This window comes from Vibrio sp. JZG10, from assembly GCF_054064075.1.
Window position 1 is genome coordinate 1 of record NZ_JBSUGE010000027.1, and the last position, 13,259, is coordinate 13,259.

The 13,259-nt window shown below is 46.4% G+C and carries 12 protein-coding genes and 1 tRNA gene; 9 read left to right on the forward strand and 4 right to left on the reverse strand.

Features of this window, described 5'->3' with window-relative positions:
• Positions 1 to 2: 2 nt before the first annotated feature.
• Positions 3 to 75 (reverse strand) — tRNA-Gly (locus ACWYVB_RS21545).
• 156 nt (positions 76 to 231) lie between these two features.
• Positions 232 to 777, reverse strand: a complete 546-nt coding sequence (gene orn / locus ACWYVB_RS21550) for an oligoribonuclease (RefSeq protein ID WP_005395387.1) — start codon at positions 775 to 777, stop codon at positions 232 to 234.
• Positions 778 to 904: 127 nt separating this feature from the next.
• Between orn and rsgA the strand changes: the two genes are divergently transcribed.
• The 4 genes from rsgA to ACWYVB_RS21570 all read left to right on the forward strand — a co-directional run bounded on the left by rsgA (position 905) and on the right by ACWYVB_RS21570 (position 5,546).
• On the forward strand, positions 905 to 1,969 hold the full coding sequence (gene rsgA / locus ACWYVB_RS21555) for a small ribosomal subunit biogenesis GTPase RsgA (protein ID WP_005395388.1): 1,065 nt from the start codon (positions 905 to 907) through the stop codon (positions 1,967 to 1,969).
• Positions 1,970 to 2,085: 116 nt separating this feature from the next.
• Positions 2,086 to 2,943 carry an archaetidylserine decarboxylase gene (gene asd, locus ACWYVB_RS21560; protein WP_005395389.1) on the forward strand — a complete coding sequence of 286 codons (858 nt, stop codon included), beginning with the start codon at positions 2,086 to 2,088 and terminating at the stop codon, positions 2,941 to 2,943.
• A gap of 167 nt (positions 2,944 to 3,110) precedes the next feature.
• The gene (locus ACWYVB_RS21565; RefSeq protein WP_005395396.1) at positions 3,111 to 4,526 is read left to right on the forward strand and encodes an SLC13 family permease; all 1,416 of its coding nucleotides are present in this window, start codon (positions 3,111 to 3,113) and stop codon (positions 4,524 to 4,526) included.
• Between the two features lie 132 nt (positions 4,527 to 4,658).
• On the forward strand, positions 4,659 to 5,546 hold the full coding sequence (locus ACWYVB_RS21570; RefSeq protein WP_065646957.1) for a DMT family transporter: 888 nt from the start codon (positions 4,659 to 4,661) through the stop codon (positions 5,544 to 5,546).
• Positions 5,547 to 5,628: 82 nt separating this feature from the next.
• Here the strand turns inward: ACWYVB_RS21570 and gpmM are convergent, their stop codons facing one another.
• Positions 5,629 to 7,161 carry a 2,3-bisphosphoglycerate-independent phosphoglycerate mutase gene (gene gpmM, locus ACWYVB_RS21575; protein ID WP_005395398.1) on the reverse strand — a complete coding sequence of 511 codons (1,533 nt, stop codon included), beginning with the start codon at positions 7,159 to 7,161 and terminating at the stop codon, positions 5,629 to 5,631.
• Between the two features lie 547 nt (positions 7,162 to 7,708).
• On the opposite strand from gpmM, the gene ACWYVB_RS21580 reads away from it, so the two are divergent.
• The 5 genes from ACWYVB_RS21580 to ACWYVB_RS21600 all read left to right on the forward strand — a co-directional run bounded on the left by ACWYVB_RS21580 (position 7,709) and on the right by ACWYVB_RS21600 (position 12,150).
• Positions 7,709 to 8,143, forward strand: coding sequence for a rhodanese-like domain-containing protein (locus ACWYVB_RS21580; RefSeq protein WP_005395399.1), 435 nt, complete (start codon positions 7,709 to 7,711; stop codon positions 8,141 to 8,143).
• A 247-nt stretch (positions 8,144 to 8,390) separates the two neighbouring features.
• Complete coding sequence (secB, locus tag ACWYVB_RS21585) at positions 8,391 to 8,855, forward strand: protein-export chaperone SecB (protein WP_005395400.1); 465 nt, start codon at positions 8,391 to 8,393, stop codon at positions 8,853 to 8,855.
• Between the two features lie 185 nt (positions 8,856 to 9,040).
• Positions 9,041 to 10,078, forward strand: coding sequence for an NAD(P)H-dependent glycerol-3-phosphate dehydrogenase (gene gpsA, locus ACWYVB_RS21590; protein WP_006743122.1), 1,038 nt, complete (start codon positions 9,041 to 9,043; stop codon positions 10,076 to 10,078).
• Between the two features lie 78 nt (positions 10,079 to 10,156).
• Positions 10,157 to 10,978, forward strand: coding sequence for a serine O-acetyltransferase (gene cysE / locus ACWYVB_RS21595; protein WP_457530103.1), 822 nt, complete (start codon positions 10,157 to 10,159; stop codon positions 10,976 to 10,978).
• Between the two features lie 26 nt (positions 10,979 to 11,004).
• The gene (locus ACWYVB_RS21600) at positions 11,005 to 12,150 is read left to right on the forward strand and encodes a murein hydrolase activator EnvC family protein (protein ID WP_457530105.1); all 1,146 of its coding nucleotides are present in this window, start codon (positions 11,005 to 11,007) and stop codon (positions 12,148 to 12,150) included.
• A 74-nt stretch (positions 12,151 to 12,224) separates the two neighbouring features.
• Here ACWYVB_RS21600 and ACWYVB_RS21605 read toward each other — a convergent pair whose 3' ends face one another.
• Entirely contained in the window at positions 12,225 to 13,181 is a 957-nt protein-coding gene (locus ACWYVB_RS21605) for a DHH family phosphoesterase (protein ID WP_457530107.1), read from the reverse strand.
• Positions 13,182 to 13,259 lie beyond the last annotated feature (78 nt).

Consider the following 13,259-nt stretch of genomic DNA (forward strand, 5'->3'; position numbering starts at 1 on the left):
GGAGCGACACACGAGGTTCGAACTCGTGACCTCAACCTTGGCAAGGTTGCGCTCTACCAACTGAGCTAGTGTCGCATCAACAACGTTTCCGCTGTTTAGGGCTGCGAATTATAAGAGCATTTTTTTGTGATGCAAGTCCTTCCTTCAAAAAAACTTTATTTTTTTACTGAACGATGAAAAAGCAATCAAAAGCGATATAAATTACAACAATTTGGATCGCAACCTTAACAGTTAAATCTTGAAAATAGTACCACGATAGTACTTAAGTTCTGCAATCGACTCGCGAATGTCGTCCAAGGCCAAATGTGTTCCCTGTTTTGTGAACCCATTTAATACTTCAGGTTGCCAACGACGCGCCAATTCTTTAAGAGTGCTGACGTCAACATATCGGTAATGAAAGAACTCTTCTAATTCCGGCATGTGTTTGTACAAGAAGCGACGATCCTGCCCAATGCTGTTACCACATATTGGCGACGCCCCTTTCGGCACCCATTTTTCTAAGAATTCAATGGTTTGTGCGACCGCATCTTGTTCTGAGATTTTACTGTTGCGAACGCGTTCCACCAAGCCGCTTGCCGTATGCGTATTGGTGCACCAATCGTCCATTTTCGCTAGCTCTTCTTCCGGCTGATGAATCGCTAATACTGGACCTTCAGCCAAAATATTTAGCTCGCTATCCGTGACAATAGAAGCAATTTCAATGATTTTGTGCGTTTCAGGATCAAGCCCTGTCATCTCTAAATCAACCCAAATTAGGTTTTGATCGCTAAAGGACATGGTTACGCCGCCTATTTGTTTATCGATAAAAGAGGTACTATACCTCAAAATACGGGAAACACGATACTCACTCAGAGCCAAGATCACGGCTCAACCATTTGAGTAAATTCACATAAAGTACAGAATTGTGGCAAAGAAGAAAAAGTTAACCAAAGGTCAAGTGCGACGCGTACGCAGCAACCAACAAAAGCGTTTAAAAAAGCAAGAAGAGTCCATCCAGTGGGATGAAAACATGCTAGGCGCAAGCAAACAAGGTCTCGTGATCACTCGTTTTGGCCAGCACGCGGATATTGAAGACCTTGAAACAGGCGAGATTCAACGCTGTAACCTTCGCCGTGGTATCGAATCTTTAGTATCTGGCGATCGAGTTTTATGGCGCGAAGGCTTGGAGTCTATGGCTGGCATTTCTGGCGTTGTTGAAGCGGTAGAACCTCGTTCTTCAGTGCTCACTCGTCCAGATTACTACGATGGCCTAAAGCCCGTAGCTGCCAATATTGATCAAATGGTCATTGTCTCCTCGGTACTGCCCGAGCTATCACTGAATATTATTGACCGTTACCTCGTAGCATCAGAAACACTGAATATCGCACCATTGCTGGTCTTAAACAAAGTCGATCTTCTAGAAGCCGATGATCGTGCAATGTATGAAGAATGGCTCAAAGAATATGAACGCATTGGCTATAAAGTGCTTCTGGTAAGCAAGAAGTCTGGAGAAGGCATTGCTGAACTAGAAACTCTGCTGCGTGACCGAATTAATATCTTTGTTGGTCAATCAGGCGTAGGGAAATCCAGCTTAGTCAACGCGTTAATGCCGGAACTAGAGAGCGAAGTGGAAGAAGGCGAAGTTTCCGAGAACTCTGGCTTAGGCCAACACACCACGACAGCAGCGCGCTTGTATCATATTCCGACGGGTGGCGACTTGATCGACTCGCCTGGAGTGCGTGAATTTGGGCTTTGGCATTTGGAAGCAGAAGAAGTAACGAAAGCATTCGTTGAATTCCGACCATACTTAGGCGGTTGTAAGTTCCGAGATTGTAAGCACAATGACGACCCTGGCTGCCTTCTACGTGAAGCTGTTGAGAAAGGGGAAATCAACGAAACTCGCTTTGAAAACTACCATCGCATTTTGGAAAGCATGGTTGAAAACAAAGCAAACCGTCAGTATTCACGCAATAAGAAAGCCGATCTGTAATTAAGTTAAGACTGTAACTGTGTAAAAAGTCTTCACCTAATACTGACAAGCAAATTAAATTTCAGTAACATCACGCGCCCTAAAGCGCGAATCTAACAGAAGTATCGGAATTAAAGATGGACAAGTTTAAAGTTGGACTGCAGTACTGGATCCCACAACACGGCCTCACTCGCCTAATGGGTAAACTGGCTTCAGCAAAAGCTGGCGGTCTAACAACAGCAGTTATTCGTTGGTTTATCAAACAATACAATGTGAACATGGATGAGGCGAAGCACTCAGATCCTAAGCATTTTAAAACGTTCAACGAGTTTTTCGTTCGTGAGCTAAAAGAGGGCGCACGCCCAATTTCTGAAGGCGAAAACGTCATCACTCACCCAGCCGACGCTTGTGTTAGCCAATTTGGCCCTATTGAAGATGGTCAACTTATCCAAGCAAAAGGTCATCACTTCTCAGCGCAAGAACTGCTGGGCGGTGACGCGAATTTAGCAAACGAATTTAAAGATGGATCTTTTGCCACGCTGTACCTGTCTCCGCGCGATTACCATCGTGTACACATGCCGTGTGACGGCACACTGCGCCAAATGATTTACGTCCCTGGTGACCTGTTCTCGGTAAACCCACTTACGGCAGAAAACGTTCCAAATCTATTCGCACGTAACGAGCGTGTGGTGTGTATCTTTGACACTGAGTTTGGTCCAATGGCACAAGTGCTTGTTGGTGCGACAATTGTTGGCAGCATTGAGCAAGTGTGGGCTGGCACGATCACTCCGCCTCGTGGCAATACTGTCTACAAATGGGATTATCCAGCTGAGGGTGACAAGGCCGTGATCTTGAAAAAAGGCGAAGAGATGGGCCGCTTCAAACTGGGCTCTACTGTTATTAACCTGTTTGCCAAAGACGCGATTGAGTTTGACGCAAGCATGGAAAACGGTAAGCCAACCGTAATGGGCACACCTTACGCCTTAAAAAAATAAACAAAACCCCGTTAAAAGAGCCCTTTCTCAAGGGCTCTTTTTATTGATAAAAAGCAAAATTCCGTTCAAAATTTAGCCTCTATTTCTCAAACTCATACCTGCCTCTAAGACCTTCATTCCACAATCAATTATCCTGCGCTTAGGATGAATATTTAGAGGGGCAGCCAATGCCAAAGATGAGTGTAAACACGCTGGCGAAATTGCTGGTATGCTTTTTAATTCCGCTCGGTGTTTTGATGATGCCGATTGATGCTATTCCTATTGATGATCTTACTTTAATTCAGCATCGTCTGTTGGCTATTTTTCTTCTTGCTGCCCTACTTTGGGTTCTTGAGCCGGTACCCGTTTTTGCTACGTCCATTCTTATTATCGCTCTTGAACTGATCATGATATCGGATAAAGGTTTGCATCTATTTCGCAATCCACCAGCGGGGCATGATTTAGGAGAGTTAATTGCTTACACAGATATTTTCTCGGCCTTCTCTTCACCGATCATTATTCTTTTTATGGGTGGGTTTGCCCTCGCCATCGCAGCTTCCAAATACGAACTCGACAACAATCTCGCCCGAGTGCTACTAAAACCATTCGGCACACAACCTAAGTTCATCATGCTGGGTTTGATGCTCATTACCGCCGTTTTTTCAATGTTCATGTCCAACACTGCCACGACGGTCATGATGTTGGCGCTGCTCGGTCCAATCGTCGCTTCTGCACCTAAAGGGGATCTAGGGATTAAAGCGCTGGTGCTGTGCATTCCAATTGCCGCGAATACTGGCGGCATTGCAACTCCGATAGGCACGCCACCTAACGCAATAGCGCTCCAATACCTCACCGGAGAAAACGCCATAGACTTCCTATCTTGGATGACAATGGGCCTACCATTTGTGCTGATACAACTCACTGTTGCTTGGTTTTTGTTGCAGAAGCTGTTTCCGTCCAGCGAACCAGAAATGAAACTAAAGCTGGATGGTACGTTCAAAAAGAGCTGGCGCGCGATCGTCGTCTACATCACTTTTGCACTAACCATTGTGCTTTGGATGACGACAAAAGTGCACGGCATGAACACGTATGTTGTTGCGATTATCCCGCTGGCGGTGTTCACGTTAACGGGCATTATGGGAAAAGAAGAACTCAAGCTGATTAACTGGGATGTTTTATGGCTGGTTGCCGGTGGTATCGCAATTGGTATTGCCTTAGACAAAACAGGCTTAGCCGAAGCATTAGCACACGCCATTGATTACAGCTTACTATCACCATTTGCCGTTGTCTTTGCCCTATCGGTCGTATGTTGGTTAATGGCGAACTTTATGTCTAATACCGCAACGGCAAACTTATTAATGCCTATTGCTGCCGCTATTGGTACATCCATGCCAAGCCTTATTGCGGTTGGTGGCCTACAAGGTTTACTGGTTGTCGTAGCATTCTCCGCATCACTTGGCATGATCTTACCGGTTTCCACGCCACCAAACTCTTTGGCTTATTCAACAGGCCTAATCGAGAGCAAAGACATGGCGAAAGTGGGGCTGATTCTTGGTTTGATTGGTCTATTTATCGTGTATGGCGCAGTTCTGGTGATGTTTTAATCGAAAAGCTCCGTGACAGAGCTTGCTGTCATGGAGCTGTTCGCCAACTATTGCCCTCACAGAGCAGCTTTTACATTCATTAAATTTCGTGCATATTAAGACTCCTCAAATCTACAAGGACGTCGACACATCATGGGTTACGAATGGCTTGCTTTATGTGCCGCTTTTTTGTGGGCAGTTTCTAGCCTTATTTCTGTCATTCCTGCACAACACCTAGGCGCATTTTCTTACAGCCGCTGGCGCATGGGCTGTACGGCCGTGATCTTATCAACAATGGCCTGGATAACTGGCGGCTGGTTAACGGTTTCTTGGGGACATGTAACGCCAATGATGGCCTCAGGACTGATTGGTATTTTTATTGGCGATACCGCTCTGTTCGCGTGCTTGAATCGTATGGGGCCAAGACAAGCCGGGCTACTGTTTTCCTGCCATGCGGTATTCTCTGCTATTTTGGGCTACTTCTTATTTAGCGAAGTCATGACCACAATAGAACTATTGGGCGCATCCTTGGTATTTAGCGGCGTGGTGATGGCGATATTCTTTGGTCGAAGAGGCCAAGTGAATAACGTCTTGGAAGACATTAAAGGTAACATCTGGGTGGGTATTGGACTTGGCTTAACCGCTGCAATGTGCCAAGCATTGGGTGGTATCATCGCCAAGCCAGTAATGCAAACCAGCATTGACCCTGTTGCGGCTTCTGCTATTCGAATGATCAGTGCATTTTTCGCCCACAGCATGTTGTTAGTTCTAGGGGTCAAAGTCGCTCGCTCGACACAACACATTACTTGGAGAGTATTTGGTATTACTGCGCTTAACGGTTTCTTGGCGATGGCCGTCGGCATGACGCTGATCTTATACGCACTGCAAGAAGGAAATGTAGGTATGGTTGCACTGCTATCTTCAACCACGCCAATTATGTTGCTACCACTGCTCTGGATTTACACTAAACGCCGACCAAACCGATTTGCATGGTTGGGCGCAGCCCTAGCCGTGATTGGTGCAGGCATTTTGGTTCAATAACCTTACAGACCAGCCCTTGTTGCCAGATACAAAAAAGCCCGAGTTTAAACTCGGGCTTTTGTCATTATGAGCTGTCAGTTAATTACTTAACTAGCACTTCACCCGTCATTTCTGCTGGGATTTCTAGACCTGCTAGAGAAAGCATGGTTGGTGCAAGGTCAGACAGTTTGCCGCCTTCTTTGAACTCAACCGCTTTATCACCTACGTAAATAAGAGGAACCGGTAGGTTAGTGTGCGCTGTGTGAGTACCACCCGTTTCTGGGTCAACCATCATTTCTGCGTTACCGTGGTCCGCAGTGATCAGTAGCTGACCGCCAACTTCTTTGATTGCTTCAACTACTTTGCCAACACTTTCATCTAGCGCTTCGATTGCTTTCTCAGCTGCTTCGTAAACGCCAGTGTGACCAACCATATCTGCGTTCGGGTAGTTACAGATGATAGTGTCGAACTTACCAGACTTGATCGCCGCAACCAGTTTCTCTGTAAGCTCAGGGGAGCTCATTTCTGGCTGAAGGTCGTAAGTGGCTACTTTTGGAGAAGCAACAAGCTGGCGCTCTTCGCCTTCAAATTCGTTTTCAACACCGCCGTTGAAGAAGAAAGTCACGTGTGCGTATTTCTCTGTTTCAGAGATACGTAGCTGAGTTTGACCTTGCTTAGACAGCCACTCACCGTACGTGTTTTCTAGAGACGCTGGTGGGAATGCGATTGCTAGAGGGATATCTGCCGCGTATTGAGTCAACATAACGAAGTTAACTGCTGGGAATACCGCACGCTCAAAACCATCAAAGTCAGGCACGAATGCGCGAGTGATTTGACGAGCACGGTCAGCACGGTAGTTCATGAAGATAACCGCATCGCCGTCTTGCATGATTGCGTCTTCTTCGCCTTCCGCTTTAATTGCTGTCGCTTTCACGAACTCATCGTTCTCTTCACGAGCGTAAGCGGCTTCTAGACCAGCAACGGCGGTTTCTGCTGTAAACTCAGCTTTCGCTTGAGTCAGAAGATCGTAAGCCACTTGAACGCGATCCCAGTTGTTGTCACGGTCCATAGCGTAGTAGCGACCTACTAGAGAAGCAACACGACCTTTACCTAGTTTCGCGAATAGATCTTGGAAACGTTGTAGCGAGTTTTCAGCACTACGTGGTGGCGTGTCACGACCGTCTAGGAAACAGTGTAGGTAGATTTTCTCAGCGCCACGAGCCGCTGCCATTTCAACCGCTGCGTAGATATGGTCTTCATGAGAGTGTACGCCACCTGGAGACATCAGACCCATGATGTGTACCGCTTTCTCTGCTTTAACAGCAGCATCAACTGCTTCAACAAGCGCTGGCGTTTCAGCGAACTCACCGTCAGCGATCGATTTAGTGATACGAGTTAGATCTTGGTATACAACGCGACCTGCGCCAATGTTAGTGTGACCAACTTCTGAGTTACCCATTTGACCATCAGGAAGGCCAACATCCATGCCTGAAGCAGAGATTAGAGTGTGTGGGTTATTCGCAATCAGAGCATCCATTACTGGTGTTTTCGCATTCGCAATTGCGTTACTTGCTGTGTCTTCACGGTAACCGTAACCGTCAAGGATAACTAGAGCCAGTGGCTTCTTAGCTGACATAGTGATGACCTCATCAAATTTAAGTAACTTTTGGCGTAGGGCCTCGCTGCCCTATCTAACCTTGAAACAAAACTAGCGTAATTTTACTACACTTTTTAACCAAAACTGTAGGTTAAGATCAAATAATGTTTGCGATTTATTGTTGCTATCTTACAAGTTAAGCGAACAACGAGTCAGTGCCGACAAACGTGTTCCACAAGCATAGTCATTCCTAATACGCTTTGTACACCCCAGTCTAGGTTCGGTTTTCTTACGCTTCTGATTCTTGTTTTTGCACCCGAAACAGCGCTTATTTAAAGCATTATCGAACAAGATTGGTTAGTACCTATTGTTCGCTTTTTTCGGTAAAACAAAAGTCACTTAAGTCGATAAATCCAATAGGCAAAAACAATCAAGCCACCATAGTCCAAGGCACGGATGGCAATAACATAAAGGGTTTATAGAGATCTCAATTATTCGTTAGAAAATTTTAACCCTCTCGCCTAAGAGGCTTAACCCCGCTATACTCCTGCTTTATTTTTCCGCCAACAGCGTAAGAGCTCAAGACATGCAAGAGTACATTGAATTTTTCCAACAGAACATGATTCTATCTTTGGTTTGGGTAGGTCTTCTTGTCGCCTTTATCATGAACATCGTGAAGTCAGCGACGGCCGCATACAAAGAAATCAACGTAAACCAACTGACTCATCTTATGAACCGTGAAAACGGCGTTGTAGTGGATATCCGCACAAAGGACGAGTTCAAAAAAGGTCATATCACCGACTCACTTCACATTTTACCGTCAGATATCAAAGCGGGTAACTTTGGTAGCCTTGAAAACCACAAATCAGACCCAATCATTGTGGTATGCAAGACAGGGCAAAACGCTCAAGAAAGCGCGAACCTATTAGTAAAAGCAGGCTTTGAAAAAGTAAGCCTACTAAAGAACGGCTTGATTGCATGGAACGAAGCGAACCTGCCTTTAGTTCGTGGTAAAAAGTAATACCCGGCAGCTTCGATAACGGGGCAGAGGCAAAAGATAAGGTACGCATTCAAGCGTGTTTTTGCCAAGCTTCGTGGATAATAAACTGAGCAAATTGAAAGCAGTTGAAGCATTAAGTTGTGACGCTTTGCACGTAATACACGCTTCATCTAGTCAAGGTAGATTGGCTCAGTTAGTCTCGGGACATACCAGTTTTCTGAGTTTAGACGTTTCTAGGCTCTACAAATATTTATTTAAGGATTAAAAAATGGCTGAAGCAGCACCTCAAGAAGCACAACAAAACTTCGCAATTCAACGCATCTTCCTAAAAGACGTTTCTTTCGAAGCGCCAAACTCTCCAGTAATCTTCCAAAAAGAATGGAACCCAGACGTTAAACTAGACCTAGACACTCAAAGCCGTGAGCTTGGTGAAGGCGTTTACGAAGTGGTTCTACGTCTAACTGTAACTGTGAAGAACGAAGAAGAAACAGCGTTCCTATGTGAAGTTCAACAAGGTGGTATCTTCACTGCTGAGCAAATGGAAGCAGGCCAACTTGCACATTGCCTAGGCGCATTCTGCCCGAACATCCTATTCCCATACGCTCGTGAAACTATCTCAAGCCTAGTGGTTAAAGGTACGTTCCCTCAACTGAACCTAGCGCCAGTTAACTTCGACGCGCTATTCATGAACTACCTACAACAGCAAGCTCAACAAGGCGAAGCTGAAGCGTAATTCACGTTTTGTAAGTGACGAATCTGACGTCATCGACTCTAATAAAATGCACAGAGCGTCTACCATCCGATGCAATGTGCATTTTTTATTTCTGACAAAAGTTCCTAGTTCCTAATCGCCAGAAGGCGTAAAATTTGACGATTAGGAACTAGATTCTACTAGTAGAAAGACAATTAGGCGGTAGCATGACACAAGCAAATACAAACAATGCTTACGGTAAAGACATCGCAATGACGGTGATTGGCGCAGGTTCATACGGTACCTCTCTGGCGATCTCACTCGCTCGTAACGGCGCGAACGTAGTCCTTTGGGGACACGAGCCTGAGCACATGGCACGTTTAGAAGCGGATCGCGCGAACCACGCTTTCTTACCTGGTGTTGATTTCCCTGAAAGCTTGATCATTGAATCGGATTTAGAAAAAGCCGTACAAGCAAGCCGAGATTTATTGGTTGTGGTTCCAAGCCATGTTTTTGGCATCGTACTGAACAGCTGTAAGCCTTTCTTACGTGAAGACTCTCGCATCTGCTGGGCAACCAAAGGTCTTGAGCCAGAAACGGGTCGTCTGCTGAAAGACGTCGCTTATGACATTATCGGTGAAAACTACTCACTGGCTGTATTGTCTGGCCCAACGTTCGCCAAAGAGCTCGCGATGGGCATGCCTACTGCAATTTCAGTTGCTTCTCCAGATGCTGAATTTGTCGCTGACCTACAAGAAAAAATCCACTGCAGCAAAACCTTCCGCGTGTACGCCAATAGTGACTTTATCGGCATGCAATTGGGCGGTGCGGTGAAAAACGTTATCGCAATTGGTGCGGGTATGTCTGACGGCATCGGTTTTGGAGCCAACGCGCGTACTGCATTGATTACTCGTGGTTTGGCCGAAATGAGTCGTCTTGGTGCTGCGCTTGGTGCAAAACCAGAAACCTTCATGGGTATGGCTGGTTTGGGCGACCTTGTCCTAACGTGTACCGACAATCAATCACGCAACCGCCGCTTTGGTTTAGCGCTAGGTCAAGGTAAAGACGTCGACACGGCACAAGAAGAAATTGGCCAAGTCGTAGAAGGCTACCGCAACACGAAAGAAGTATGGATGCTCTCTCAACGCATGGGTGTTGAGATGCCAATTGTTGATCAAATTTATCAAGTATTGTATCAAGGGAAGGATGCACGCCTGGCAGCGCAAGATTTACTTGCTCGTGACAAAAAAGCCGAAGGAAAGTAGCACTCTACGCCCCTTCGCACCTCATCTGAGAAGAATAGAAGTTGTCGGGTCACGGAAGAACCACTCAGGATATTGAGAATGAAACACTGCGAAAAACAAAAAGTCTGGAACAGAATTGTCTCAGAAGCCCGCGAAATGTCAGAGCAAGAGCCAATGCTGGCCAGCTTTTATCATGCCACCATCATCAAGCATGAAAGTTTCTGTGCCGCGCTCAGCTACATTTTGGCAAACAAGTTAAACACGGCATCGATGCCAGCAATGGCAGTACGTGAAGTGGTAGAAGAAGCGTTCTCTGCCGACCCAACCATTACCGATTGTGCCGCTTGTGACATTTGTGCCACGGTTAATCGCGACCCTGCAGTTTCGATGTACTCTATGCCATTGTTGTACCTAAAAGGCTACCATGCTCTGCAAGGCTACCGAGTGGCAAACTGGCTATGGAAGCAAGGTCGCCATGCACTGGCAACCTACCTGCAAAACCAAATTTCGGTTGCGTGTCAGGTAGACATTCACCCAGCAGCACGCATTGGTAGCGGCATCATGCTCGACCACGCAACGGGGATCGTCATCGGTGAAACTGCGGTTATCAATAATGACGTCTCAATTCTACAAGACGTTACCTTAGGCGGTACGGGTAAAGAGTGCGGCGATCGTCACCCGAAAATCCGTGAAGGTGTGATGATTGGTGCAGGTGCAAAAATTCTTGGCAATATCGAAGTGGGCGAAGGCGCGAAAATCGGCTCTTGCTCTGTGGTATTGCAAGCAGTGCCACCACACACAACCGTGGCGGGGGTTCCTGCGAAAATCGTCGGTCGTCCAAAAACGGACAAACCTTCTCTCGATATGGATCAAGGCTTTAATGGTAAATCACAAAGCTTTATCCATGGAGATGGTATTTAATCGTCAACAAACCTTTTGACAACAACGTGGTAGGTAAATCTAAAGTGCGAAAACAAAATCACCCTGTTCTACGCTCGGCTATTTTATTAACTTGTGCTTTATCTGCCACATATCCCCTCACCTCTTCTGCCGCTAGTCAACAAGAGCTCAAAGGCGTATCAAGTGAGATAAGCCGTCAACGCAAATCTCTCTCGTCCCAAGAAAAGCAACTCAATGAGCTACAAAAATCGCTCAAAGAGCAAGAACTTGGCATTTCTAAACTTGAACGCGAAATAAGACAAACCAAATCTGAGCTGGCACAAGCAGACAAAAACATAGACAAGCTAGAAGAGAAAATTGCCTTGCAAGAAGCGCAGCGCCAAGAGCAAGAGGAAGAGCTCAAACAGTTACTGCAAACGTATTACGTGACCGAACGAGCGAAAGCCAATGGTCACTTGTTGAATCAAGGTGTGGAAGAAGACCGCATGAGTCAATACTTCCAGCACTTAGCCAAAGCGCGTGCGGAAGTGATTGATGCAATCACCAAAACCACTCAAGAATTGGCACACAACAAAAACCAGCTTGAGCTAGAAAAAGAGCAAATCGAGACGTTACTCAAACAGCAATCTGAGAAACGTACGGCGCTGGCAAGTACACAATCCAAACGTAAGCAAACCCTGAATAAAATTCAGAGCAGTATCAAGAACGATAAACGCTACCTTGCTGAACTGCAGCGCAACGAAACACGCCTAAAAGCCGAGATCGCCAAAGCGGCTAAGCGTAATGCCGTGCCAATGGACGGACTGGGCAAACAGCGCGGTAAACTGCCATGGCCACTCAAAGGTCGTGTATTACACAACTTCGGTACTCGCCAAACCGGGCAAGTAAATTGGAAGGGCATGGTGCTTGCGGCCAATTACGGTCAACAAGTGAAAGCCGTTTACCCGGGTACTGTCGTATTTGCTGAGTATTTACGCGGGTATGGCTTAGTGGTATTGCTTGACCACGGCAAAGGCGACATGACGCTCTACGGCTACAACCAAGCGTTGACGAAAAAAGAAGGCGATCGAGTGACCGCTGGCGAAGTGATCGCTCTTGCGGGTGATACTGGCGGGCAAGATCGCGCATCACTCTACTTCGAAATTCGCCGCAACAGTGAAGCACAAAACCCGAAATATTGGTTGAAGCGCTGATTATCTGACTCATCGACTTATAATAAAAAAGGAGCCACTCGGCTCCTTTTTTTGTAGTCATATTTTGGCAAATGCTATGCGTAGTACGTTTCTACCGCATCAATAAAAGCACTTACATCATCTTTGCTTAATGCGTTGATGCCTGCCGCCGCTTCTCGGCCGCCACCAGTTGGAAACTGCCCACACACGGCAACGGCGCCTTGCTTGTTGTTCAACGGGGCACGTAGAGAGACCGTGTAAGTGCCATCTGCATTTTCGGTGAGTACTGCATGAGCAGAATCTGGGTTTTGATTTGCCAGCCAGTTGCCATATACACCGCTGATTCGACGTGATGCGGCCGTGTTTGGTAGTTCGAACAGCTTTAGCTTACCGCTCTCATGCGTGGCAGGCACTGCCAGAGCGGCATCCATATCTTGTTGGTAAGCAGACTGCAGTTGGTAGTAAGGCGAAGTTTTATCTTCAATTACATCAAATGGCGACGTGTACTTCAGCAAGGCTTGGTACAAATCCGCTGGATGGAAATGTAAGTCATCCACTTTCGAGCCGTAACCGTTGTAATTAATCAAAGTGCCCAGCTCTTTAAGCTGCGCTTTCTGCTCGTGTGACAATCCGACCTTGTCAGCCAATTCATCCGCTTTCGCGATCATGTTATCGCCATAAGCCGCCGTAATCGCCCATGTGTGAAAACGTCCATTTAGCAATTGATCGACAATTAAAGCCGTACACATGTTGGCATCGAGATCGATGTGCGCATCCAAGTTGCCATGCTGAGGAATATCACCCGCCTTATGGTGATCGGCGTAAAACACGTGCGCGCCTTGAGCCAATGCTTGCTCTAGGCCTACCATGTTCTTTTCCATCGAAATGTCTAACACCGTTAGCTCATCACCCGCTTGCACGTCTACTTTTTCCACCAGCTTGATATCGCGCTTTACACCAGTAATTAACTGAGCCTCGATAGGATCAGCCAAGCGTAATTGTAGAAGCGCAATGATGCCATCAGCATCGCCATTAAAAATGTCGTAATTCATGGAGCGATAGTTCCTTTATCGAGAGTCATATCCCAGAGAGGGCTGAACGGTATGAGGACTATTGTGCGTGGCATATTT

Coding starts and splice junctions, on each gene's coding strand:
- orn (WP_005395387.1), bottom strand. CDS start 777: ATGTCCTTTAGCGATCAAAACCTAATTTGGGTTGATTTAGAGATGACA.
- asd (WP_005395389.1), top strand. CDS start 2,086: ATGGACAAGTTTAAAGTTGGACTGCAGTACTGGATCCCACAACACGGC.
- ACWYVB_RS21565 (WP_005395396.1), top strand. CDS start 3,111: ATGCCAAAGATGAGTGTAAACACGCTGGCGAAATTGCTGGTATGCTTT.
- ACWYVB_RS21570 (WP_065646957.1), top strand. CDS start 4,659: ATGGGTTACGAATGGCTTGCTTTATGTGCCGCTTTTTTGTGGGCAGTT.
- gpmM (WP_005395398.1), bottom strand. CDS start 7,161: ATGTCAGCTAAGAAGCCACTGGCTCTAGTTATCCTTGACGGTTACGGT.
- ACWYVB_RS21580 (WP_005395399.1), top strand. CDS start 7,709: ATGCAAGAGTACATTGAATTTTTCCAACAGAACATGATTCTATCTTTG.
- secB (WP_005395400.1), top strand. CDS start 8,391: ATGGCTGAAGCAGCACCTCAAGAAGCACAACAAAACTTCGCAATTCAA.
- gpsA (WP_006743122.1), top strand. CDS start 9,041: ATGACACAAGCAAATACAAACAATGCTTACGGTAAAGACATCGCAATG.
- cysE (WP_457530103.1), top strand. CDS start 10,157: ATGAAACACTGCGAAAAACAAAAAGTCTGGAACAGAATTGTCTCAGAA.
- ACWYVB_RS21605 (WP_457530107.1), bottom strand. CDS start 13,181: ATGAATTACGACATTTTTAATGGCGATGCTGATGGCATCATTGCGCTT.